The following is a 24,389-nucleotide window of genomic DNA, read 5'->3' as shown; positions in this document are numbered from 1 at the left end:
GAACGACGCGCGCCTCTCCCGCAAGGCCAGCGGGAAGGTGAAAACACCTATGCATCCCGTTGTATCCGGCCCCATTATTCCTGCGCTGGACGGGCCGGCCGACCGATGGTTAATCGCGTCTTAACCTCGCCCTATCTATGGTGAGCTGAACCGCTTCCCGCCGGGGCCTTCGCGCGACCGGCTGTTCCAAGAGTGCTGGCGCCCAGAATGGTCATGACCGCTTCATCCCGTGCGCCACAGGCCAGTGGAAGCTCCGATACCGAACGCTCGCCCTTCGTCCGGCTGAACGAGCTGCTGGCGCCGCATCAGCCCGGCAAACCCTTGATTTCGCTCGCAGTCGGCGAGCCCCAGCATCCCGTGCCTGATTTCGTCGGCCCGGTGCTGGCCAAGCACATCGCCGATTTCGGCCGTTACCCGATGAACCAGGGCACCGAGCCGTTCCGTCAGGCCGCGAGCGCCTGGCTGTCGTCTCGCTTCAAGCTGCCCCGGCCCCTCGACCCCAAGAGCGAGATGCTCGTCCTCAATGGCAGCCGCGAGGGGCTGTTTCTCGCCGCGATCGCGGCAAAACGCTATGTCGGCCAGCGTCCCGGCAAGCCCGCGATCCTGATGCCGAATCCGTTCTATCCGGTCTATGGCGCGGGCGCCGGTGCAGCTGCCTGCGAGCCGGTCTATCTGCCGACCACCGTCGAGAACGGTTTCCTGCCCGATCTCGATGCCATCGACGAAGCGACGCTGGCGCGCACCGTGGCGTTCTATCTGGCCTCGCCCGCCAACCCGCAGGGCTCGGTCGCCTCGCGCGATTACTTCACGCGGCTGAAGAGCCTCGCCGATCGCTACGGCTTCGTGATCCTCAGCGACGAGTGCTATTCGGAGATCTATACCCGCGAAGCACCCGGCAGCGCGCTCGAATGCGCCGGCCCCGATTTCACCCGCGTGGCCGCGTTCCAGTCACTGTCGAAGCGCTCCAACCTTCCGGGCCTGCGCGTCGGCTTCGCCGCCGGCGACAGGAAGTTCATCGGCATGTTCCTGGAGCTGCGCAACATCGCAGCGCCCCAGGTGCCGGTGCCGCTGCAGCACGTCGCGACCTATGCCTACGGCGACGAAGCGCATGTCGAGGAGAACCGCAGGCTCTACCGGATCAAGTTCGATCTCGCCGACCAGATCATCGGCAACCGCTACGGCTATCGCCGGCCCGATGCTGGCTTCTGCGTCTGGCTCAACACGTCCGGGATCGGCGACGACGTGTCGGTGTGTCTGAAATTGTTCAAGGAAGCAGGCGTGCGCGTGGTGCCCGGCAGCTTTCTGGCGCGGCAACAGCCCGACGGCTTCAATCCCGGCGCGGGCTACATTCGCCTGGCGCTGGTGCAGGATGGCGAGACCACGGCGCAGGCGCTGCACCGGCTGGTCGAAACTCTGGGTTAGGCGGGGCCCATGAGCATGTCGGCAATCGAACGTGTCATTCCACTGGTCGGCCATCTGCCGCCCTCGATCCGCGAGGGACTGGCGCGGCGCGTGCGCGAGCTCACCGGCTTCGGCCTGATCGCGTTGTCGGGCGTCGCCTCGGCAGCGCTGATGACCTGGTCGGTGCAGGACCCCAGCCTGAGCCATGCGACCTCGAGGCCGATCCGCAACATTCTCGGCTATGCCGGCGCGATCGGCGCCGACCTTGCGATGCAGATCCTCGGGCTCGGCGCCATCATGCTGGTCCTGACCGTCGCGGTCTGGGGCTGGCGCATGATGACCCACCGCCCGTTCGACCGCGAGGCACTGCGGATCGGCTCCTGGGTTCTCTGCACGGTGATTGCCGCGGGGTTCGTCAGCTGCTTTCAGCATGGCGGTGCCTGGCCGCTCCCGACCGGCCTCGGCGGCGTGGTCGGCGATGCGCTCGTCCGCGCGCCCGCAGTGATTTTTGGGCCGGCCGGCACGATCTATCGCATCGTGCTGGGCACGATCCTGTTCGCTGCGATGGCCGCGACCTTCCTGATCGCGTGCGGTCTCGGCGCCCGCGCGCATGACGACGAGCTCTCGGAAATCGAGGACGACGACAAGCCGCTCGACGAGGACGAGGACAGCGATCGCGGTTCGGTGTCGCTGGGCTGGCTGTTCCACGCACTGATGAGCACCAAGGCGCGGCTGATCTGGCTGTGTGGTGCCGCCTACCGCTCACTGGTCTCCAGCGGCCCGAAGACCAAGGCCGTGGCGTTCAGCCGCCAGGAGCCGAATCTCGGCGGCGGCCGCGCCGCGCCCTCGATCTCGCCGCAGGCCGCGGATGACGAGGACCATCACGAGGAAGAGGAAGACGACGAGGAGGAGGAAGAGGAGCAGCCCGCCGCGCGCGCCCCGCGCAAGAAAGCCGCCCCGAAAGCTGCCGCCAAGAAATCCTCCGACAAGTTCGAGCTTCCATCCGTCTCCGTGCTGGCTGCGCCCAAGGCCGGCGATCGCCAGCCGCTCAGCAAGGCCGAGCTGGAAGCCAATTCGCGTTCGCTCGAAGGCGTGCTGCAGGATTTCGGCGTTCGCGGCGAGATCGTGAAGGCCAATCCGGGCCCGGTGGTCACGCTGTACGAGCTCGAGCCGGCGCCAGGGATCAAATCGTCGCGCGTGATCGGACTTGCCGACGACATCGCCCGCTCGATGAGCGCGCTGTCGGCGCGCGTCGCCGTCGTGCCCGGCCGCAACGCCATCGGCATCGAGCTGCCGAACGCGCATCGCGAAAAGGTCTATCTGCGCGAGCTGCTGGTCGCCAAGGAAACGGTCGATTCGGTTGCCAAGCTGCCACTCTGCCTCGGCAAGACCATCGGCGGCGACCCCGTGATCATCGACCTCGCGCGCACGCCGCACATGCTGATCGCCGGCACCACCGGCTCCGGCAAGTCGGTCGCCATCAACACCATGATCCTCAGCCTGGTGTACCGGCTGCGGCCGGACCAGTGTCGCCTGATCATGGTCGATCCGAAGATGCTCGAACTCTCCGTCTATGACGGCATCCCCCATTTGCTCACGCCCGTCGTGACTGACCCGAAGAAGGCGGTGGTCGCGCTGAAATGGGCCGTGCGCGAGATGGAAGAGCGCTACAAGAACATGGCCAAGCTCGGTGTGCGCAACATCGACGGCTACAATACGCGCCTGCTCGAATTGAAGGCCAAGGGCGAAGAGCCGACGCGCACGGTGCACACCGGCTTCGACAAGGAGACCGGCAAGGCGATCTACGAGGAAGAGAAGCTCTCGCTCGATCCGCTGCCCTATATCGTCATCATCGTCGACGAAATGGCCGACCTGATGATGGTCGCCGGCAAGGACATCGAAGGCGCGGTGCAGCGCCTGGCGCAGATGGCGCGCGCGGCCGGCCTGCACGTGATCCTCGCGACGCAGCGTCCGTCGGTCGACGTCATCACCGGCACCATCAAGGCGAACTTCCCGACCCGCATCGCCTTCCAGGTGACGTCCAAGATCGACAGCCGCACCATCTTGGGCGAGATGGGCGCCGAGCAGCTGCTCGGCCAAGGCGACATGCTCTACATGGCCGGCGGCGGCCGCATCAGCCGTGTGCACGGACCCTTTGCGTCGGACGATGAAGTCGAGAAGGTGGTGCGTCACCTCAAGACGCAGGGCCAGCCGGAATATCTCGAGGCCGTCACGGCCGAAGAGCCCAGCGAGGACGAGGATGGCGCGGTGTTCGACGCCACCGGCATGGGCGGGGATGGCGGCGGCGATTTGTTCCAGCAGGCGGTTGCGATCGTCAAACGCGATCGCAAGGCCTCGACGAGCTACATTCAGCGCCGCCTGCAGATCGGCTATAACCGCGCCGCATCCTTGATGGAGCGCATGGAACTCGAAGGCATCGTCGGACCCGCCAATCATGCCGGCAAGCGGGAGATTCTGGTCGAGGAAGAAGACAGCCATATGTGAGGCGGGGACCTCGCAACATCATTTCACGCGAAATCGTTATCTGCTTTTGCCCGAAATCACGCTAAAAGACGCCCAGCCACATCAGGACGACGCGTTGATCAGACATCCGGACATTCGATTCGCCGCCACCATCGCTGCGCGAAGCGCGCGCGTGGCCGGCGTACTTCTCGTTACCGCCGCGATGGTGACGGCATCCTCATTCGCGCAGACCGTGCCGGTGCCGAAACCGGCGCCGAAGGGCCGCGACGGCGGAGCGTCAGCTGGCGGCCCCGCAGTCACCGGCGCCACCCAGACACCGCCGAATCCGGTGATCCCGGATCCGCGCCGCAACGTGCCGAGCAGCATCTTCCAGACCTTCGATGCCAACCAGAAGGCGCAGGCCGCCAAGGTCAGCGCCTATCTGTCGTCGCTGTCGACGCTGGTCGGGAATTTCGTCCAGGTCGGTCCCGACGGCAGCAAGACGCAAGGCGATTTCTACATCCAGAAGCCGGGCAAAGTTCGCTTCGAATATGATGCGCCGAGCCCGATCGACATCGTGGCCGACGGATCCTCACTGGTGGTGCGCGACCGCAAGCTCGCGACCCAGGACGTCTATCCCCTGTCGCAGACGCCGCTGCGTTTCCTGCTGTCGGATCGCATCGACCTGATGAAGGACACCAATGTCGTCGGCGTATCGGCCGACGACGTTTTCGTCAGCGTCACCATCGAGGAGAAGCAGGCACTGGTCGGCACCAGCCGGCTGCTGCTGATGTTCGGCGCCAAGGACGGCCAGTTGAAGCAATGGACCGTCACCGATCCGCAGGGCTACGACACCACGATTGCGGTCTACAATCTGGATTCGAGCAAGAAGCTCGATCCCGGCATGTTCAAGATCGATTTCACCAATTACGGCCCGGCGCCGGGATAGGTGCGTAGGGTGGGTTAGCGCAGCGTAACCCACCGCTTCTGCTGCTGCGTTGATGGACCGTGGTGGGTTACGCCTACGGCTAACTCACCCTAAGACAGCTCGTTGTGGACAAGCATTTTCCCCTCGTCGATCCATGCTAAGACGCATCCCTCATGCGTTTTTCCCTGACAACCTGGAACATCAATTCGGTGCGGCTGCGCATCGATCTGGTCGCGAAGTTTCTCAAGAGCGCGCGGCCGGACGTGCTGTGCCTGCAGGAGACCAAGTGCATCGACGATGCGTTTCCGCTGAAGCGCTTCAAGCGGCTCGGCTATGAGCACGTCGCGCTGAACGGGCAGAAGGGCTATCACGGCGTCGCCATCGTCTCGAGGATTCCATTCGAATCGACCGACATCCGCACCTTCTGCGACAAGGTGGATTCGCGTCACATCTCGGTGTCGTTCGGCGAGAAGGCCAGTATCGCCAAGCCGCTGGTGGTGCATAATTTCTATGTCCCCGCAGGCGGCGACATTCCCGATCCCGCGCTGAACGAGAAGTTCGATCACAAGCTCCGTTTCCTCGACGAGATGAAGGCGTGCGAGCCGCTGCATCCGCGCGGCGAGGACCGCCACATCCTGGTCGGCGATCTCAACGTCGCCCCGCACGAGAACGACGTGTGGTCGCACAAGCAGCTTCTGAAAGTGGTCTCGCACACGCCGGTCGAAACCGAAAAGCTGCAGGCCGCGCTGGCCGCAGGCGAATGGGTCGACGTCGCGCGCGACCGGATTCCAATGTCGGAGAAGGTCTACACGTGGTGGAGCTACCGCTCCGCCGACTGGACCGTCGGCGACCGCGGTCGCAGGCTCGACCACATCTGGGTCTCGCGTGCGTTGAAGGATGCGGTCAGCGATTTCAGGATCCTGCGCGACGCGCGGAGCTGGGAGCGTCCGTCGGACCATGTCCCTGTCACGGTGACGCTGGAGGTGTGATCTCGAGCGGTCGGTAGCCCGGATGAAGCGCAGCGCAATCCGGGACGGTCTTTCCTGAGGCACGAACCTCGGATTGCGCTTTCGCTCCATCCGGGCTGCGAAGCGTCACGATCTCAGCTCGTCAGCTTCGCACCCGCCATCAATATATCGCTCGCAATCTGGCTGGAGCGCACCGCGAATTCATCGCGCAGCCGAACCGCGGCGGCCGGATCGCTTTCGAGCACGCGCTGGAACAGGCTGCGGGCGACGCGGATGACGGAGGAATGCTCCAGCGCGATCGCGCTCGACGGCCGCTTCATCGGCACCACCAGCGCGAGCTCGCCGATCAACGCGCCGGGACCTGCGATCATCTCGGCGCCGGCGCCGTCATCGACCCGGAAGGCGCCGCGCTGGACCACGAAGCCGGCATCGGCGTCATCGCCGAGATTGAACAGGGTGTCGCCGCGGACGAAGTTGCGTTGCTCGGAGCCGATCGCCAGCATGCGCAACGAGGCCTCTCCCAACAGGCGCAGTGTCGGGACTCGCTCGAGAAGCGCTACGTCGTCGTCGATTGACATTCAGATCCGAGGCTCAAAGGCATGCAATCTAAAACGATTCGCACGCCCTTCGAGCGTATCACGGCACCAGCTTGTAGCCACCGGCTTCCGTGACAAGGATTTCCGGGTTGGCGGCGTCCTTCTCGATCTTCTGGCGGAGGCGGTAGATGTGGGTTTCCAGCGTGTGGGTGGTGACGCCGGAATTATAGCCCCAGACCTCCTGGAGCAGGGTCTCGCGTGAAACCGGCATCTGGCCGGCGCGATAGAGGAAGCGGAGGATGGCGGTTTCCTTCTCCGTCAGCCGCACCTTACGCGCATTGGCGGCGGTGAGCATCTTGGAGCCGGGCCGGAAGGAGTAGGGGCCGACCGAGAACACCGCGTCCTCGCTGGCCTCGTGCTGGCGCAGCTGGGCGCGGATGCGGGCCAGCAGGACGGCGAAACGGAAGGGCTTTGCCACATAGTCGTTGGCGCCGGATTCGAGCCCCAAAATCGTGTCGGAATCGGTGTCGTGCCCGGTCAGCATGATGATCGGGGCCTTGAACCCGCCCTTGCGAAGGGAGCGGACCACCTCGCGGCCGTCGGTGTCGGGCAGGCCGACATCCATCAGGACGAGATCGGGGGCATTGGCCTTGGCGGCGCTCGCGCCCTTGGCGCCGGTATCGACGGCGGAGGCTTCGAATTCTTCGTGCAGCGATAATTGCTCCACCAACGTATCGCGCAGATCGGTATCGTCATCCACGATCAGGATCTTGCGGGCATTGGCCATAGGGGGTCATCCTTTTGGGGTCCGACTCGGCGCGCATGCATGCTGCACCCAATCGGGAGGGGAAGTTTAGGGGTCGCCGTTATTATTGTTGTTCGTGTTGAAGTAGTGGGCTGTTACCGATTCACAAGCCGGAAGCACTCTAACTCAGAATAGCAGCCCGGTTCGATGAATGTCCTGTAATGAATTCGACATTGCACGTTCACATGAAAAATAAAGCGGCTTCAGCTAGTTACACCACAAATCGAAGTGCCGGACCGCTGTCCGCGATCCGCGTTAAGCCTGCGGCCGGGAATCCGCGCCGGGGCTGGCTGTTGGCCGGGACGCTGACCATTCCGGTGGCGCTGGGCCGGGGCGGCATTCTCGCCAACAAGCGCGAGGGTGACGGCGGCACTCCGAGGGGCAGCTTCCGTCCCAGGCGCCTGTGGTGGCGGGGCGACCGGCACGGCCGGCCGCAGACCTTCCTGCCGGCCCGGATCATCACCGGCGAGGACGCCTGGTGCGAGGACCCCAACGACCGCCATTACAACCGGGAAATCCGGCTCGGCGCGGGGCAGGGCGGCGACCGGCTCAAGCGGACCGACCATCTCTATGACTTCATTGTCGAAATCGACCACAATACCAGGCCGCGCATCGCCGGCCGTGGCAGCGCGGTATTTTTGCACCTGGCCCGCGACAATTTCGGTCCGACCGCGGGCTGCGTCTCAATGACGAAATCTGCGATGCTGCAATTGCTGCGGCGACTGGGACCAAGAACGAAAATCATCATCGGGTGAGGGCACATGCTCGACAGGGATCAGATCGCGGCCGCCTCGCGCGTGCTCGTTCAACATTGGCGCGACGGCACCAAGCTTGATGCGCTGGAGCCGCGACTGCGGCCGCAGAGCCGCACCGAGGGTTACGCCGTTCAGGCGGCGCTCGAAACATCGTCGCGCGGGACATTGTTCGGCTGGAAGATCGCGGCCACGAGCGTCTCGGGACAGAGCCACATCAACGTCACGGGGCCGCTGGCCGGTCGCATCATGAGCGACACAGTGATCGCCGATGGCGGCACCGCGTCGATGAAGGGCAATGAGATGCGCGTCGGCGAACCGGAGTTCGCCTTCCGCATGGGACATGATCTGCCGCCGCGCGCAACGCCTTACACTGTCGACGAGGTGCTCGCCGCGGTCGAGACCTTCCATCCCGCGATCGAGATTCCCGATTCGCGCTTTACCGATTTCGCCGGAGCGGGCGAGGCGCAGCTGATCGCCGACAACGCCTGCGCGCATCTGTTCGTGCTGGGCGCGGCGACGACGGCGCCCTGGCGTGCGATGGATCTCGTCGAGGAACGGCCACAGATCACGCTGCGCGGCGAGCGCTATGTCGGCCACGGCAAGAACGTGCTCGGCGACCCCCGCGCCGCGCTCGCCTGGCTCGCCAACGAGTTGCGCGGCCTCGGGCTCACTCTGCGGGCAGGGCAGGTGGTGACCACAGGCACGTGTCATCCGCCGCTGCCGATTGCAGCCGGTGATCATTTTGCAGTGGATTTTGGCGTGCTCGGGAAGGTGTCGGTGGGGTTTGTTTAACCACCGCCGTCATTGCGAGCGCAGCGAAGCAATCCAGTCTCCCTCAGTTGAGACAGTCTGGATTGCTTCGTCGCAAGAGCTCCTCGCAATGACGAACTCGAGAGTATGAGGCGCCGCCCTCGCTAACGGCAATCACCTGTGCCCGAAGATCGCGCTTCCCACGCGCACGTGGGTCGCGCCAAGCATGATGGCGTTGGCGAAATCCGCGCTCATGCCCATCGAGAGTTTGGTCAATCCGTTGCGCGCGGCGATCTTGGCGGTCAGCGCGAAATGCGCCGCGGGTGGCTCGTCGACCGGCGGGATGCACATCAATCCGGAGATGGTCAGCCCGTAGGTGTCGCGGCAGCTGGCGATGAAGGCGTCGGCCTCGCCGGGAGCGATGCCGGCCTTCTGCGGCTCCTCGCCGGTATTGATCTGAACGAAAAGTTCCGGGTGCTTGTTCTGGGATTCGATTTCCTTGGCTAACGCCTGGCAAATGCTCGGGCGGTCGACCGAATGGATAGCGTCGAACAGCGCGACCGCCTCTTTCGCCTTGTTGGACTGCAGCGGTCCGATCAGATGCAGCACGATATCAGGGTAAACGGACGTTAACGCAGGCCACTTGCCTTTGGCCTCCTGCACCCGATTCTCGCCGAATACGCGCTGTCCGGCGTCGATAACCGGGATAATGGCATCCGCGTCGAAAGTCTTGGACACCGCGATCAGCGTCACGGAGGCGCGATCGCGTCGCGCATCCTTGCAGGCGCGGGCGATTTCGGCTTCGACCGCGGCGAGCGCGTTTGGTGAATGGCCGGTGACCGGCCCATCATTTTCATCTGTCATGAGGTCGATTGATTAAGGTCGTAACCTGGGTAAGTCCAATTTTACCGAGTTCAAGAAAGAGTTTTTGAACCCTTCGCTTTACCTTGGTCGACGGGGTGGGCAGCGAAGATGGCAAGCGTCAGTTTCAACCGCAAACGAGCGAAACTCAAGCAGGTTCTCGGAATCCGGGCGCGCCTTGCGTTGCTCGCGGTGATTCTGGTGGCGCCCTTGATGCTGGAGCGCATCCGTTCGCTCGAAGACACCCGTACGCGGCAGATCGCGCAGGCGACGGCCGAATTCACCACCGTCGCCAGACACAGCGCCGACGCGCAGCGCGAGGTGATCTCGTCGGTCGAGACCATCCTGAAATCGGAGGCCTTCATTCGCGCCTCCGCCGGCGGCGTCAGCAAGAGCTGCGACGTGCTGCGCGCGAGCCTGCCGTCGAACCTGCCCTGGATCCGCACGCTTCTGATCGCGGGCGCAGACGGGCGCATCCAGTGCGCGACCAACAACATGTATGTCGGCCTCGACCTGAGCGACCGGCCCTATTTTCAGCAGGCCCAAACGAGCGGCCGCTTCGTGCTGAGCGATTTCATCCTGTCGCGGCCGGTGCAGACGCCGACCGTGATGGCGGTCTATCCGGTATCCGCCTTCAGCGGCACATCCGACGCCGTCGTGCTCGCCACGGTCAACCTCGACTGGATGTCGAAGGTCATGAACAATCTCGGCGGCCGCGCCGGCATCACCGCCGTGCTGGTCGACAGCGCCGGCACCGTGCTGGCCGCGCCGGCCGATCAGCACAGTGCGGTCGGCCGTCCGCTCGACAATCTGCCGCTGATGTCGGCGATCGCCGACAGGGCGCTGCGTTCCGACCAGGATGAAGGCTCATTGTCCTTCCTCGCCGCCGACGGCTCGCGTCGCGCGGTCAGCTACATCCGCATCTCCGGCACCAATGCCCGCCTGATCACCAGCATCGACGAAGACAAGGTGTCCGCGGCGGTCAATCGCGACATCCGTACCGCCTATCTCCAGCTCGGTTTCGTCGTCGTGTTCGTCCTGCTCGGCGCGCTGATCGCCGCCGAAAAGGTCGTCATCAAGCCGATCGAGATGCTCGCCGACATGGCCAAGCGTCTCGGCGAGGGCGATCTGTCGGCCCGCGCGGCGCGCAACCGCCTGCCGGCCGAGTTCGTGCCGCTGGCCCGCGCGTTCAACGCAATGGCGGCGCAGCTGAGTCAGCGCGAACGCGAGCTGATCGCGAGCAACGACCGGCTGACGGTGATGGCCTCGATCGACATGCTGTCGGGGCTCAACAATCGCCGCGGCTTCCAGAGCCGGCTCGACTTCGAATGGATGCGCGCGCAGCAATATGGCAGCGACCTCGCGCTGCTGATGATCGACGTCGATCACTTCAAGCTGTTCAACGACACCTACGGCCATCTCGAAGGCGATTCCTGCCTGACCCGGCTCGGCGAATCCCTGTCCGGCATCGCCGCCGACACGATGGGCTTCGCGGCGCGCTATGGCGGCGAGGAGTTCTGCCTGCTGCTGCCGAACACCGACGTGAACCGCGCCGTCGAGATCGGCGAGCAGGTGCGCGCGGCGGTGCAGAGGCTGTGCCTGCCGCACATCACCTCAGCCCACATGATCGTCACCGTCTCGATCGGCGTTGCCGCAGCGAAGCCCAACGAGGCCTTGCGTCCCGGCGACCTGATCGAAGCCGCCGACGCCGCGCTCTACGCCGCAAAACACGGCGGCCGCAACAATGTCGTCGAGCACGGCGTGCACGCGATCGAGACCGGCGCGACGGAAATGATGATGGCGGGCTGACGGTTATTCCCGGGGAACGGCCCTCTGCGGCCCGTCTCTAAGGTAAACTAACGTAAATTCAGGGGTTCAAGAGCCTGACAGCGGGCGGTTCAATCTGTAATATGCACCGGCGAAGAGAGCTTTTGAGATGTCGGAATTACAGCCACTCACCAATGAACCAGAAGAGGGCGCCCCCTCCGGGCTCGCACCGGCGAACACTCCATCTGACAGCAGCGGACATGTCCCAAGAATCGCCGTTCTAGTATGCGCCTATCACGTAGCTATTTTTGCAATTTCATTGGGCCTCACTACATTCGTTATTGGGCCAGAAAAGCTGGTTAGTTGTTCCGATTCGGCTACGACGATGCAGACTGCGACGGTTTCTAGTATCTGCCGTTTCGAGCACCGCTCGCTTCTAGTCTTTGTCTTCCTATTCGGAGCTCTGGGTAGTACCCTCGCGGCGTCCAGGATTGTCGTGCTTGCTCTTCGGTATAAGAACTATCAGAGCGAGAAGGTGGCGTGGCAGCTGCTCACCCCCCTTCACGGGGGTGTACTTGCTGTCGTCGGTCTCTACGTTGTCCTCGGAGGGTTGCTCGCAATGGTCCGTTCGCCGGCGGTAGGTCCGGAGTTTGGATTCTTTGTCGGGGGCTTTGCCTTTATCGTGGGTTTCTCTTCCGAGTTATTCGTAAAGCGCCTTATTCGCGCTACCGAGGCTCTTTTTGGAGAACAGGAAGACAGATCTGTCGATGCAGTATCGCACGACCCACACGATTAATCAGCTGGCACTCCGATGACCAAGATAATGAATGATAGCCTCTCTGAGTTGGGAGAGCGTGGTATTATCTCGCAGCTGATTTTACCCCTGATGAGTCGGGACTTTGGAAACATCCTTCTCGATGACTGCGCTGTGTTCACAGCCCCGGATACATCGCCCCTTCTTTTCACGACCGACCAAGGTCCCAGCCGAACGTTTATGGAGATTTTGGAGGTCGGCACACCGTCGGACCTCGCACACTTTCATGTGACAATGAATGTAAGCGACATCGCCGCCATGGGCGGACAACCACTTGGTATGCTTCTGGTGCTGAGCTTAACTCGAACGGATACGATCGACTATCTCCGCAAGTACTTGGAGGGAATAAGCGACGCGATGTCGGACTACCGACTTAGGTTGCTCGGAGGCGATACCAAACAGTCAAGGATGCGCTCGACGACGATCACAGCGATTGGCCAAGCCTCATCGCGAGGGGTGCTTACTCGCTCCGGAGCTAAACCCGGCGACTTGATATACGTTGTTGGCCCCCCTTTAGGTACATCCGTGGCTAGCCTTATTCACGCAGCTCGCGCAAAACTACGAGGCGGCTCTTTGGACGTCTCAAGGCCTCACGCGCAGGTTTCTGCCGGCTTACAGCTAGTCGAATCTGGCTTTTGTACGTCATGCATGGATATGTCAGATGGACTATTAGCCTCGGCAGAGCAACTTGCAGATACAAGCGGGGTTACGTTTCGGATCGATCTCGAAAAAGTCCCGCTGGCGCAGAATCCATTAGGTACTGACTCCGCAAAATGGAAAAACTTCAACGTCAATGTCGGCGGCGACTACGGCCTGATATTTACCGGCACAACTCCTATCGCTGATGTGGCAAGAAAAATGGGTGCCATTTACCTTGGCATCGTTGAAGAGAGGCCCAAGCAGGGCACCGGCCTTTGCGAAGCCGACTTAATACGATCAGGCGTCACTCTCAACGTTTGGGAACAGTTTAGAACTGTGGGATCGATCTCGGATGAACTCAAATCTTTCGTTGCGCCATAACCACGCATGCTCGATATGTGCGGAGTTGGTAGGCAAGAACAACACCCTCCTATCACAATTGTTTATGGATGAAGGAATCGTCTCCGCTGTGGCTCGGCAAACGAAGAATTTTGCTGTAATTCCAAGCATCGGAGCTTTGGTTGCTGGTCACAGTTTAGTCGTGCCGTTCTCGCACGAGCCCAATGTTCTGCTCTATGCGCGAACGAACGGCTTGCTCGAAGAACTCGTAGGGCTTCTTACTCAATATACGATGCCGACGAGAAGCTCCCACTTACTGTTTGAGCATGGCTCCACTTCTATTGGAAATTCACTCTGTTCCACGGAGCATGGGCATCTCCATGTTGTACCGCTTGGTACTGAAGAACTCACTCTGGTCCTTGCAGAACTCAAATCCAGAGGCGCTCAGCCAATTCCATTCTCCATGCTTCCCAAGCGCGCGAGCAAAGAGAGAGACTTCATTTATGCTTGCGATTTGAAAGCCATTGGCGGGGAAACGTTAGCATATGTATTGCCCGCAGCTGGTGTTCCCTCTCAGTTCCTGCGAAAAATCATAGCCTCTGTGATCGGAAGTAATAATTGGAACTGGAAAATTGAGCCCGCTAAGAGCCTGGTCAAGGCGACCATCGAGCAAGGTTTTGAATTGAAGATCAGGAAGAGTTTCGTGGCGGCCAGGGCCTAGCCCGCAGCTCCCGCGCGATCGAGCTCGGTCTCCGTCATCACGCGATTGCGGCCGCTGCTCTTGGCGAGATAGAGGGCGCGGTCGCAGCGCTCGATGAGATCGGCGACGGCTTCGCCGGCCCGGTATTGCGCCACGCCGATCGACACGCTGATGCTGGGCAGGACCTCGCCGGTCGAGCGGCGGGTGATCGTGCACTCGGCGAGCGCGTGCCTGATGCGCTCGGCGAGATCGGCGCAGGTGGCGAGATCGGCATCCGGCAGCACCGCGATCAGCTCCTCGCCGCCATAGCGCGCCGGCAGATCCTGCGCGCGAACCTTTTCGCGCAGCACCTTCGCCATCAGGCGCAACACCTGGTCGCCGACGCCGTGGCCGAAATTGTCGTTGAACGCCTTGAAGTGGTCGATGTCGAGCATCAGCACGCTGAGCGGCTCGCCCCATGCCGCGGTCGCCTGCGCCTTGCGCAGGAATTCGTCGAGCGCGCGGCGGTTTGCGAGACCCGTCAGAGTGTCGGTCCGGGCGCGCTCCTCGGACCTCGATAGCGAATCGCGGATGACATCGAGCTCGCGGGTTTTTTCCGCAAAGCCTGCTTCCAGCCGTGTCGCCCGCGTGGCGGCCCGCGCCAGCTCGTTTATGAGCTGGGCGACCAGCGCCTTCGGATCGACGCCGGCCTTGCCCTGGTCCGCCACCTCGCTGATGACCTGCATCTGGGAGCGATTGTCGGCAATCGCAGTGGTCAGGAACTCCTTCGCCGCGCCCATGACGTCATGAAGGCGCTCGGACGTGTCAGCGGTGACCGCGGCGTTCACCTTGGGAGCGATATAGGTCTTGAACAGGTCCCGATTGGTCCTGTCGTCGAAGGGACGATTGTGATCGATCAGGAGATCGATGGCGTTGCGCAGATCGTCATGGTTGCCGGCGAAATAGTGGAACCAAATGGCAAAATTTGACGGTGTCGGCGGAATCCGCTGTTCGACCATGCTCCGCATCGCCCGTCCGGCGATGGACGCGGCATAGTCGTAATCGAGATCGTAGCAATCTGAATCCATAGCCTGACATGAGGGTTGCCAGCACCCAACTTCGCACCGACCCCTTAACCCGACCCCAATGCCCCCCTCAGTACTTTTGCGGAGCAGCATTGCCGGCTGCCGCCGCCCGCGGCAACCCATTGACCCCCCGACGACTTCTATGGCCTAGTCCGGCCTCTTCAGGCTACCGAAACCACGAAAACGCAACGATTCCATGACCTCCGAACGCTATAACGCCCGCGACGCCGAACCGCGCTGGCAACGCCTCTGGGACGAGCAGGCGATCTTCGTCTCCAGGAACGACGATTCCCGGCCGAAATACTATGTGCTCGAGATGTTCCCCTACCCGTCCGGGCGCATCCATATCGGGCACGTCCGGAATTATACGCTCGGCGACGTGCTGGCCCGCTTCATGCGCGCCAAGGGGTTCAACGTGCTGCATCCGATGGGCTGGGACGCCTTCGGCCTGCCGGCCGAGAACGCCGCGATCGAGCGCAAGGTCGCGCCGAAGGCCTGGACCTACGACAACATCGCCGCGATGAAGAAGCAGCTCCGCTCGATCGGGCTGTCGCTGGACTGGTCACGCGAATTCGCGACCTGCGACCCCAGCTACTACAAGCATCAGCAGAAGATGTTTCTGGACATGCTCGCCGCCGGCCTCGCCGAGCGCGAGAAGCGCAAGCTCAACTGGGATCCGGTCGACATGACCGTGCTCGCCAACGAGCAGGTGATCGACGGCCGCGGCTGGCGCTCCGGTGCCGTCGTCGAACAGCGCGAGATGAGCCAATGGGTCTTCAAGATCACGAAATACTCGCAGGAATTGCTCTCCGCGCTTGATGGCCTCGACCGCTGGCCCGACAAGGTGCGGCTGATGCAGCGCAACTGGATCGGCCGGTCCGAAGGCCTGCTGATCCGCTTTGCGCTGGATCAGGCGACGACGCCCGCCGGCGAGAACGAGTTGAAGATCTTCACGACGCGCCCGGACACGCTGTTCGGCGCGAAATTCATGGCGATCTCTGCGGACCATCCGCTGGCGCAGGCGGCCGCCGCGAAGAACCCGAAGCTTGCGGAGTTCATTGCCGACATCAAGAAGATCGGCACCGCGCAGTCGATCATCGACACCGCCGAGAAGCAGGGTTTCGACACCGGTATCCGCGCGGTCCATCCGTTCGATCCGAGCTGGAAGCTTCCGGTCTATGTCGCCAATTTCGTGCTGATGGAATACGGCACCGGCGCGATCTTCGGCTGCCCGGCGCATGACCAGCGCGACCTCGATTTCGTCAACAAATACGGCCTCGGCAACATTCCGGTGGTCTGCCCCGAGGGCCAGGATCCAAAATCGTTCGTCATCACCGACACCGCCTATGACGGTGACGGCCGCATGATCAATTCGCGCTTCCTCGACGGCATGACCATCGAGCAGGCCAAGGACGAGGTTGCCAAACGTCTTGAAAGCGAGCTGCGCGGCAATGCGCCGGTCGGCGAGCGTCAAGTGAACTTCCGCCTGCGCGACTGGGGCATCTCGCGCCAGCGTTATTGGGGCTGTCCGATTCCCGTCATCCATTGCCCGAAATGCGATGTGGTGCCGGTGCCGGATGCCGACCTGCCCGTGGTGCTGCCGGAGGATGTGAGCTTCGACAAGCCGGGCAACGCGCTCGACCATCACCCGACCTGGAAGCACGTGACTTGCCCCAAATGCGGCGGCAAAGCCCAGCGCGAAACCGACACCATGGACACCTTCGTGGATTCGTCCTGGTATTTTGCGCGCTTCACCGATCCCTGGAACGAGCGCGCGCCGACGACGCCCGCGGTGGCCAACCGGATGCTCCCGGTCGACCAGTATATCGGCGGCGTCGAGCACGCGATCCTGCATCTGCTCTACAGCCGCTTCTTCACCCGCGCGATGAAGGCGACCGGGCACATCGCACTGGACGAGCCGTTCGCCGGCATGTTCACGCAGGGCATGGTGGTGCACGAGACCTACCAGAAGGCAGACGGCACCTATGTGCAGCCGGCCGAGGTCAAGGTCGAGGTGGGCGGTAATGGGCGCCGCGCATCGCTGCTGACGACGGGCGAAGACATCCAGATCGGCCCGATCGAGAAGATGTCGAAGTCGAAGAAGAACACCGTCGACCCCGACGACATCATCGAGACCTACGGCGCCGACGTCGCCCGCTGGTTCATGCTGTCGGACTCCCCGCCTGACCGCGACGTGATCTGGAGCGACGAGCGCGTCCAGGGCGCCTCGCGTTTCGTGCAGCGGCTGTGGCGGCTGGTGAACGATTCCATCGAACTCGGCAAAGCCGCGCCGGTGGCCCGGCCGGCCAGCTTCGGTCCGGACGCCACCGCCCTGCGCAAGGCCGCTCATGGCGCGCTCGACAAGGTCACCACGGGAATCGAGCGGCTGCACTTCAACGTCTGCCTGGCCCATATCCGCGAGTTCGCCAACAGCTTCTCGGAGATCCTGCAGCGACCCGGCCAGCCGGCAGGCGATCCCACCCCGGATTTGGCGTGGGCGATCCGGGAAGCGAGCCAGATCCTGGTCCAGCTGTTCTCCCCGATGATGCCGCACCTCGCCGAGGAGTGCTGGCAGGCTCTCGGCCAGACCGGACTGGTTTCAGAGGCCAATTGGCCCCAAATCGAACGCGATTTGCTGGTCGAAGACAGTGTGACCCTGGTGGTCCAGGTCAACGGCAAGAAGCGGGGCGACGTCACAGTTGCAACAGCGGCCCAGAATCCGGAAATCGAGGCTGCCGTTTTGGCGCTCGATGCGGTAAAGCTGGCCCTGGACGGCAAGCCCGTCCGCAAGGTGATTATCGTTCCCAAGAGGATCGTGAATGTTGTCGGCTAGGATCCGCATCGCAGCCCGGTTGCTGGCGGTCGCCGCCTTGGCGGCGCTGACGGCTGGCTGCTTCCAGCCGATGTATGCCGAGCGCGGCGACGGCTTGCCCGGCTTGCGCGAGAAGCTGATGGGGGTCGAGCTGCCCCCGATCAACAAGCCCAATGCCTCGCGCGAGGCCCGCGTCGGCGTCGAAGTCCGCAATGCTCTCGCTTTCAAGCTCTACGGAAGCGCAACGGGGATGCCGCCGACGCATCGCCTGGACATCCGCTTTACGACCAGCCGTTCGTCGCTGATCGTCAGCGCCACGACGGGACTGCCGACCAGCGAAAACCTCGGCATCGATGCCCAGTACAATCTGATCGAGGTCGCGACCGGCAAGTCGGTAATGACCGGCACCACGTTCTCGCGCGTGTCCTACGACATGCCGGGCTCCTATCAGCGCTTCTCCCGCACCCGCGCCGTCCGCGACGCGGAGGATCGCGCCGCCAACGAGATCGCTGAGAACATCACCACCCGGCTCGCCGCGTTCTTCACCGCAGGCACCTGATTCACTCCGTCATCTCCGGGCGTGACGACATCCCGAGCCAGGCAATGACGTCCTTGAGGCCCGATGGTCGCGCTGCGTGGAAAAGAGATCGACGCCTTCCTCGCCCGCCCCGATGCGGGCCGTCCGATCATCCTGCTCTACGGCCCCGATGCCGGCCTGGTGCGTGAGCGCGCCGATGCGCTGATCGCCTCCGCCGTCGACGATCCCAACGATCCGTTCTCGTTGGTCAAGCTCGACGGCGACGAGCTCTCCGCCGAGCCCTCGCGCCTCGTCGACGAGGCCATGACGGTGCCGCTGTTCGGCGGCCGCCGCGCCATCCGCATTCGCGCGGGCTCGCGCAGCTTCGCCAGCGGCATCGACACTCTGGCTGAGATGAACGTCAGGGATTGCCGCATCGTGATCGAAGCCGGCGAGCTGCGCCCGGAATCGCCGCTGCGCAAGGCTTGCGAGAAGGCCAAGGCCGCGGTGGCGATCGGCTGCTACCCCGACACCGAGCGCGACCTTGCCAAGCTGATGGATGACGAGCTGCGCATCGCCAATTTACGCATCGCGCAGGACGCCCGCGCGGCGCTGATGTCGTTCCTCGGCGGCGACCGCCAGGCTTCGCGCAACGAGCTGCGCAAGCTGACCCTCTATGCCCATGGCAAGGGCGAGATCACGCTGGACGACGTGATGGCGGTGGTCGCCGACGCCTCCGAGCTGAAGCTCGACCCGATCGTCGACGGGGCCTTTGCCGGCCGGCCCGACATCGTCGAGACCGAATTCGCCAAGGCCATGATCGCCGGCACTTATCCCGGCGTGATCATTTCGGCCGCGCAGCGCCAGGCTGCGTGGTTGCACAAATCGGCGCTCGCGATCGCCGACGGCCAACCTGCTTCCGCCGTGCTCGACGGCGGCTATCCGCGCCTGCATTTCTCACGCAAGCCAGCGGTCGAAACGGCGCTGCGCAATTTCAGCGTGGCGCGGCTCGCCGCCATCATCGAACAGCTCGCGACCGCGGCGCTCGACACCCGCAAGCAATCGACGCTGGCCGCCGCCATCGCCCAGCGCACGCTGATGGCGATCGCTGCGAACGCGAAGCGGCGGGGCTGAGCCTCCGCTCTCTCCACGTCATTGCGAGCGGAGCGAAGCAATCCAGAATCCCTCCGCGGAAAGCTTCTGGATTGCTTCGTCGAAAGTGCTCCTCACAATGACGATGCGGAGAGAGTTGCGCGCCTCAACGACGAGGAGCGCAAAATCCGTCATCCTGAGGTGCGAGTGGCGCGATGCGCAGCATCGTGCCGGGAGCCTCGAAGAATGCACGGCCCCGATGCAGCCGGGCCGTCGCCCTTCGAGGGCCGCTGAAGAAGCGGCCACCTCAGGGTGACGGGATAGAGAGACATGCCCGTGGCACAAGACCGCGAAGCTACAGCACGCCCTTGGCCAGCCGCTTCATCACCTCGTCGAGCTGATCGAGGTTGCTGTAGCTGATCTGGACCGAACCGCCGGGATCGCGGTGATTGACGGTGACCTTGAGGCCGAGCGCGTCGCTGACGCGCTTTTCCAGATCGATCGTGTCGGGGTCTTTTTCCTTGCCCCCAGTGGCGCGCGCTTTTTGCGGCTTGCGCTCCGGCACGCCCTCTTCATGTGCGAGCGCCTCCGCCTGGCGCACGTTGAGACCCTCCTCGACGATGCGCTTGGCAGCCGCGAGCGGATCGGGCACGCCGATCAGCGCGCGGGCGTGTCCGGCGGTCAGCGCACCGGTCGCGATGAAGGCCTGCACCTCGGCCGGCAGCTTGGTCAGCCGCATCATGTTGGCGACGTGGCTGCGGCTCTTTCCGACGACTTTTGCGATGTCTTCCTGGCTGCGTTTGAACTCGTTGGCGAGCGCGTGATAGCCCTGCGCCTCTTCCATCGGATTGAGATCTTCGCGCTGCACGTTCTCGACGATCGCGAATTCCAGCGCGTCGCTGTCGCTGATGTCGACCGGAACGATCGGCACTTCATGCAGGCCGGCCATCTGCGAGGCGCGCCAGCGCCGCTCGCCGGCGATGATCTCGAAGCGGTCCTGTGCACCCTTCACGGGACGCACCACGATCGGCTGGATCACGCCGTGCTGCCTGATCGACTCGCTGAGCTCCTTCAGCTCGGTGTCCGAAAAGGTGCGGCGCGGATTGCGCGGATTGGCCTTGATGAACTCGATCGGCACCTTGCGCTGCGCGCGTGGCCGATCGACATGCTGAGCCTCGCCGCCGACGTCACCGATCAGACTTGCAAGACCCCGGCCCAGTCGCGAACGCGCTTCGTCGGCCATCGCCAGCTCCCTTGGATTCACGCTGCAGCACTCCAGAACTGAATTGTCGTAAGTTGTAGGTCGTAGGGCGGATTAGCGAAGCGTAACCCGCCACGGACACATTCGAGGTGAGAGACGGCGGGTTACGCTGTGCTAACCCACCCTACGGACCTCTCCCTCAATGCGTGACCCGCAGCTCGCGCTCGCGCTGGATCACTTCGGTGGCGAGCCGCAAATAGGCTTCGCTGCCGACGCATTTGAGATCGTAGACCAGCACCGGCTTGCCGTAGGACGGCGCCTCCGAGATGCGCACGTTGCGCGGGATCATGGTCTTGTAGACCTTCTCGCCCATGAACTGCCGGACGTCGGCAACGACCTGGTTGGAGAGGTTGTTGCGCGAATCGAACATGGTCAGCACGATGCCGTGGATCGACAGGTTCGGATTGAGCGTCGACCGCACCTGCTCGACCGTCTGCAGCAATTGCGACAGACCTTCGAGCGCGAAGAACTCGCATTGCAGCGGCACCAGGATCGCGTCCGACGCCGCCATCGCGTTCACCGTGAGCAGGTTGAGCGAGGGCGGGCAGTCGATCAGCACATAGGTGTAGTCGGCATCCGGCGAGACGTTGTTGTTGAGCGCGCCGATGGCGTCGCGCAGCTTGAAGGCCCGGCCGGGCGTGGTGCCGAGCTCGAGCTCGAGGCCGGAGAGATCCATGGTCGAGGGCGCGATGTGCAGCCGCGGCACCGCGGTCGAGACCACGGCCTCGCGCAACGGAGCTTCGCCGATCAGCACGTCATAGGTCGAGCAGGAGCGGTTGCGGCGGTCGATGCCGAGACCGGTCGAGGCGTTGCCCTGCGGATCGAGATCGACGATCAGGACGCGCTCGCCGATCGCGGCGAGTGCCGTGCCGAGGTTGATCGCTGTGGTTGTCTTGCCCACGCCGCCCTTTTGATTCGCCAGCGCCAGGATGCGCGGGTGGCCGTGCGGGACCTCGGAAGTCTGCTCTTGCTGCGGCTCGTCAATCTCGCTCATCGAAATTCCCCACTCAGCCCCTGGACGCCTCACCCGCGCCGTTCGACGGATATCAGCTCAACGATCCACCCGTCGCCTGTACGGCTTTTGTGGAGCTGCGGCTGAATATTCCAATATTTAGCGGCTTCGGTCAATTCAGCCTCTACATCTTGACCCTTGAGAAACAGCGCCTTTGCGCCTTGGCGCATCAGCGGCTCCGCAAAGCCGATGAGTTGATTTAGCGGAGCCAGCGCACGCGCGGTGACGCAATCGACCGGGCCGGTGATTCTATCCACATTATCCCCGATCTCAGCGAGATGTACGACTCCCGGTGATGTGGTGACGCGAACCGCTTCGCGCAAAAACGCGGCCTTCTTGGCGATTCGCTCAACGAGGTGGACACGGGCGTCCGGCTTGCCGGCCATGGCGCAGGCGAGCACGATTCCGGGAAAGCCGCCGCCACTGCCGAGGTCGGCCCAGCGCTTGGCGGAGGGCGCGAGATCGACCAGCTGTAACGAGTCGGCGATATGCCGGGTCCAGAGCTGAGGCAGGGTCGAGGGTGCGACCAGATTGGTCTTGGCCTGCCACTCCCGGAGCAAGGCGATGTAGCGATCGAGCCGCGCCTCCGTTTCATGTGAAACAGGCGCGAGCTTCAGCGCCTCGCGCTTGTCGGCGGCGATGACAGAATCGAGCGCCTGATCGTTGGCGCTGGCTTTGTCGATCTTCGGCTTAACCGGCGCCGGTTCGGATCGGCGATCGGCGCCCTCACCCGTTCCGGGTCGTCGCGTTAGCGGTCTGTCGCCGCCCGGTCCGCGCTGTTTCACGTGAAACGCCTATGCGATTGCTTTGGAGGTCTTCCGGGCCTCACGGCGGAGATAGGCCGCGAGGATGCCGAGTGCGGCCGGCGTCATGCCGTCGATCCGGCCCGCCTGCCCGACGGTGAACGGCCGCGCCTTCTCCAGCTTGGCGCGGACCTCGTTGGAGAGCCCGGGCACCTGCTGATAATCGACCTCCGACAGCACCAGCCCCTCGTCACGCCGGAAGGATTCAACGTCGGCGGTCTGGCGCTCCAGATAGACGTCGTATTTGGCGTCGATCTCGAGATGGGTGGCGATGACGGGGTCGATCGCGGACAGCTCCGGCCAGATCGCACGGACCTGGCTCCAGCCGATATCCGGATAGGCCATCAGCGAGAACGCCGACCGGCGCTGCCCGTCCCGGTTCAGGGACAGTCCGTGCTTGATCGCCTCGTTCGGGGTGATCGTCAGTGATTTCGACAGCGTCCGAGCCGCATTCAAAGCGCCCATCTTGGCGCGGTGATGCTGGATCCGGGCATTCCCGACGCAGCCCAGGGCAATCCCCTTCTCGGTCAGGCGCTGATCCGCGTTGTCGGCCCGCAGCGTCAGCCGGTACTCGGCCCTGGAGGTGAACATCCGATAGGGCTCGCTGATCCCGCGGGTGACGAGGTCGTCGATCATCACACCGAGATAGCCGTCGGCGCGGTCGAACACGGTCAGTGCGGCCCCGCTCGCAGCCAGCGCCGCGTTCAGGCCGGCCACGATGCCCTGCCCTGCTGCCTCTTCGTAGCCGGTGGTGCCGTTGATCTGTCCGGCCAGGAACAGGCCGCGCAGGCGCTTGGTCTGCAGGGTCGGATCCAGCTCGCGGGGATCGATGTGATCGTATTCGATGGCATAGCCCGGGCGGACCATCTTCGCCCGCTCCACGCCGGGAATGGTGGCAAGGATCGCGAGCTGGACCTCCTCCGGCAGCGAGGTCGAGATGCCGTTGGGATAGACGGTACTGTCGTCGAGCCCTTCCGGCTCCAGGAAGATCTGATGACCGTCGCGGTCGCCGAAGCGGACGATCTTGTCCTCGATCGAGGGGCAATAGCGCGGACCAGAACTCTTGATCTGGCCGGAGTACATCGGCGAGCGATGGACATTGGCCCGGATCACCTCATGGGTCGCAGCGGTGGTCCGGGTGATCCCGCACTGGATCTGCGGCGTGGTGATCCGCTCGGTCATCACCGAGAACGGCTCCGGTGGCTCGTCTCCGGGCTGCATCTCGACCGCCGACCAGTCGATCGTGGTGCCGTCGAGGCGCGGCGGAGTGCCGGTCTTGAGCCGTCCGAGGCTGAAGCCGGCGCGCTCAAAGGAGGCCGAAAGACCCATCGCCGGTGCCTCACCGACGCGGCCGGCAGGCCAGTTCTTCTCTCCAAGATGGATCAGACCGCGCAGGAAGGTGCCTGTGGTGACAACCACAGCCCCTGCCCGAAGCTCTCGACCGCTGGCCAGGCGCAGACCGGTGACGCGGCCATCGACCACGATCAGCTCGTCTGCCTCGCCTTCGATGACGGAAAGACCCTCGGTCTCCCGGATCGCGGCCTGCATCGCGGCGGCATAAAGCTTCCGGTCAGCCTGGGCCCGCGGGCCTCGGACGGCGGGACCCTTCCGGCGATTGAGCACACGAAACTGAATGCCGCCGGCATCGCCCACGCGACCCATCAGACCATCGAGCGCATCGACTTCGCGGACCAAATGACCCTTGCCGAGGCCGCCGATGGCGGGATTGCAGGACATCGCGCCGACGGTGGCGAAGCGATGCGTCACCAAAGCCGTCGCAGCACCCATCCGAGCGGATGCAGCCGCGGCCTCACAGCCGGCGTGGCCGCCGCCGATCACGATGACGTCGAAGCTCTCTTGCTCTGTTCGCATGGACAGACTTCTAGCTCACGGGCGGTTGGGCCGGAAGTGGAAACTCGTGAGGCGGATGTTTCACGTGAAACACCGATCCGGCCGAGGCAATTTTGTGAAAACAACCCCATGCACAGTAGAACGGGCATTGAATTGTCTCGCGTTTCACGTGAAACAAAGTCGGTGCTCACGGCCGAGGACGCCCGTTTGGGTCCGGACAGCGCCTCGCACTCGGTATTGCAAGCGCAGCA

General features: G+C 63.6%; 20 protein-coding genes. 12 read left to right on the top strand and 8 right to left on the bottom strand.

What is annotated here, in order from left to right; all coding sequences use genetic code 11:
- Positions 1 to 207 precede the first annotated feature (207 nt).
- From CIT40_RS01115 to xth, 4 genes are all read left to right on the top strand, one after another.
- Complete coding sequence (locus CIT40_RS01115; protein WP_094894048.1) at positions 208 to 1,422, top strand: aminotransferase class I/II-fold pyridoxal phosphate-dependent enzyme; 1,215 nt, start codon at positions 208 to 210, stop codon at positions 1,420 to 1,422.
- A gap of 9 nt (positions 1,423 to 1,431) precedes the next feature.
- The gene (locus tag CIT40_RS01110; RefSeq protein ID WP_094894049.1) at positions 1,432 to 3,906 is read left to right on the top strand and encodes a DNA translocase FtsK; all 2,475 of its coding nucleotides are present in this window, start codon (positions 1,432 to 1,434) and stop codon (positions 3,904 to 3,906) included.
- A gap of 151 nt (positions 3,907 to 4,057) precedes the next feature.
- Positions 4,058 to 4,813, top strand: a complete 756-nt coding sequence (locus CIT40_RS01105) for an outer membrane lipoprotein carrier protein LolA (protein WP_094894641.1) — start codon at positions 4,058 to 4,060, stop codon at positions 4,811 to 4,813.
- Between the two features lie 152 nt (positions 4,814 to 4,965).
- Positions 4,966 to 5,781 carry an exodeoxyribonuclease III gene (gene xth / locus CIT40_RS01100; protein ID WP_094894050.1) on the top strand — a complete coding sequence of 272 codons (816 nt, stop codon included), beginning with the start codon at positions 4,966 to 4,968 and terminating at the stop codon, positions 5,779 to 5,781.
- Positions 5,782 to 5,894: 113 nt separating this feature from the next.
- Here the strand turns inward: xth and CIT40_RS01095 are convergent, their stop codons facing one another.
- Both CIT40_RS01095 and CIT40_RS01090 read right to left on the bottom strand, forming a co-directional pair.
- Positions 5,895 to 6,338, bottom strand: a complete 444-nt coding sequence (locus CIT40_RS01095; protein ID WP_094894051.1) for a cyclic nucleotide-binding domain-containing protein — start codon at positions 6,336 to 6,338, stop codon at positions 5,895 to 5,897.
- Between the two features lie 58 nt (positions 6,339 to 6,396).
- Positions 6,397 to 7,083, bottom strand: a complete 687-nt coding sequence (locus CIT40_RS01090) for a response regulator transcription factor (protein ID WP_007598630.1) — start codon at positions 7,081 to 7,083, stop codon at positions 6,397 to 6,399.
- Positions 7,084 to 7,262: 179 nt separating this feature from the next.
- Here CIT40_RS01090 and CIT40_RS01085 point away from each other — a divergent pair, with 179 nt between their 5' ends.
- Together CIT40_RS01085 and CIT40_RS01080 are read left to right on the top strand one after the other, a co-directional pair.
- The gene (locus CIT40_RS01085) at positions 7,263 to 7,856 is read left to right on the top strand and encodes a L,D-transpeptidase family protein (protein ID WP_094894052.1); all 594 of its coding nucleotides are present in this window, start codon (positions 7,263 to 7,265) and stop codon (positions 7,854 to 7,856) included.
- A gap of 6 nt (positions 7,857 to 7,862) precedes the next feature.
- Positions 7,863 to 8,648 carry a 2-keto-4-pentenoate hydratase gene (locus CIT40_RS01080; protein ID WP_094894053.1) on the top strand — a complete coding sequence of 262 codons (786 nt, stop codon included), beginning with the start codon at positions 7,863 to 7,865 and terminating at the stop codon, positions 8,646 to 8,648.
- A 132-nt stretch (positions 8,649 to 8,780) separates the two neighbouring features.
- Here the strand turns inward: CIT40_RS01080 and CIT40_RS01075 are convergent, their stop codons facing one another.
- On the bottom strand, positions 8,781 to 9,470 hold the full coding sequence (locus CIT40_RS01075) for a YggS family pyridoxal phosphate-dependent enzyme (RefSeq protein ID WP_094894054.1): 690 nt from the start codon (positions 9,468 to 9,470) through the stop codon (positions 8,781 to 8,783).
- 108 nt (positions 9,471 to 9,578) lie between these two features.
- On the opposite strand from CIT40_RS01075, the gene CIT40_RS01070 reads away from it, so the two are divergent.
- From CIT40_RS01070 to CIT40_RS01060, 3 genes are all read left to right on the top strand, one after another.
- Positions 9,579 to 11,276: a diguanylate cyclase domain-containing protein gene (locus tag CIT40_RS01070; protein WP_094894055.1), complete on the top strand. Its 1,698-nt coding sequence runs from the start codon at positions 9,579 to 9,581 to the stop codon at positions 11,274 to 11,276.
- A 769-nt stretch (positions 11,277 to 12,045) separates the two neighbouring features.
- Complete coding sequence (locus CIT40_RS01065; RefSeq protein WP_094894057.1) at positions 12,046 to 13,068, top strand: thiamine-phosphate kinase; 1,023 nt, start codon at positions 12,046 to 12,048, stop codon at positions 13,066 to 13,068.
- Positions 13,040 to 13,747 (top strand): hypothetical protein, encoded by a 708-nt coding sequence (locus CIT40_RS01060; RefSeq protein ID WP_148667250.1) that lies wholly within the window; start codon positions 13,040 to 13,042, stop codon positions 13,745 to 13,747. The genes CIT40_RS01065 and CIT40_RS01060 overlap by 29 nt, the downstream gene beginning before the upstream one ends.
- Here the strand turns inward: CIT40_RS01060 and CIT40_RS01055 are convergent.
- Positions 13,744 to 14,724, bottom strand: a complete 981-nt coding sequence (locus CIT40_RS01055) for a GGDEF domain-containing protein (protein ID WP_094894643.1) — start codon at positions 14,722 to 14,724, stop codon at positions 13,744 to 13,746. The two genes, CIT40_RS01060 and CIT40_RS01055, sit on opposite strands and share 4 nt — an antisense overlap.
- Positions 14,725 to 14,986: 262 nt before the next feature.
- Between CIT40_RS01055 and leuS the strand changes: the two genes are divergently transcribed.
- The 3 genes from leuS (at position 14,987) to holA (ending at position 19,253) form a co-directional block, all read left to right on the top strand.
- Complete coding sequence (gene leuS, locus CIT40_RS01050) at positions 14,987 to 17,623, top strand: leucine--tRNA ligase (RefSeq protein ID WP_094894059.1); 2,637 nt, start codon at positions 14,987 to 14,989, stop codon at positions 17,621 to 17,623.
- Positions 17,610 to 18,161, top strand: a complete 552-nt coding sequence (gene lptE / locus CIT40_RS01045; RefSeq protein WP_094894060.1) for an LPS assembly lipoprotein LptE — start codon at positions 17,610 to 17,612, stop codon at positions 18,159 to 18,161. The genes leuS and lptE overlap by 14 nt, the downstream gene beginning before the upstream one ends.
- 63 nt (positions 18,162 to 18,224) lie before the next feature.
- Positions 18,225 to 19,253 carry a DNA polymerase III subunit delta gene (gene holA, locus CIT40_RS01040; RefSeq protein WP_094894061.1) on the top strand — a complete coding sequence of 343 codons (1,029 nt, stop codon included), beginning with the start codon at positions 18,225 to 18,227 and terminating at the stop codon, positions 19,251 to 19,253.
- Positions 19,254 to 19,566: 313 nt separating this feature from the next.
- On the opposite strand, the gene CIT40_RS01035 is transcribed toward holA, so the two are convergent.
- The 4 genes from CIT40_RS01035 to mnmG all read right to left on the bottom strand — a co-directional run bounded on the left by CIT40_RS01035 (position 19,567) and on the right by mnmG (position 24,159).
- Entirely contained in the window at positions 19,567 to 20,454 is an 888-nt protein-coding gene (locus tag CIT40_RS01035) for a ParB/RepB/Spo0J family partition protein (RefSeq protein ID WP_162307805.1), read from the bottom strand.
- Positions 20,455 to 20,611: 157 nt separating this feature from the next.
- The gene (locus CIT40_RS01030) at positions 20,612 to 21,466 is read right to left on the bottom strand and encodes a ParA family protein (protein WP_094894063.1); all 855 of its coding nucleotides are present in this window, start codon (positions 21,464 to 21,466) and stop codon (positions 20,612 to 20,614) included.
- Between the two features lie 29 nt (positions 21,467 to 21,495).
- A complete protein-coding gene (gene rsmG / locus CIT40_RS01025; RefSeq protein WP_094894064.1) occupies positions 21,496 to 22,269 on the bottom strand; it encodes a 16S rRNA (guanine(527)-N(7))-methyltransferase RsmG in 774 nt (257 codons plus the stop codon).
- A 9-nt stretch (positions 22,270 to 22,278) separates the two neighbouring features.
- Positions 22,279 to 24,159 carry a tRNA uridine-5-carboxymethylaminomethyl(34) synthesis enzyme MnmG gene (gene mnmG / locus CIT40_RS01020; RefSeq protein WP_094894065.1) on the bottom strand — a complete coding sequence of 627 codons (1,881 nt, stop codon included), beginning with the start codon at positions 24,157 to 24,159 and terminating at the stop codon, positions 22,279 to 22,281.
- Between the last annotated feature and the right edge of the window lie 230 nt (positions 24,160 to 24,389).

The organism is Bradyrhizobium amphicarpaeae (genome assembly GCF_002266435.3).
In the GTDB taxonomy this organism is placed as follows: domain Bacteria; phylum Pseudomonadota; class Alphaproteobacteria; order Rhizobiales; family Xanthobacteraceae; genus Bradyrhizobium; species Bradyrhizobium amphicarpaeae.
The sequence above is the reverse complement of the archived record's forward strand: the minus strand, read 5'-3'. Positions and strand labels throughout refer to the sequence as shown.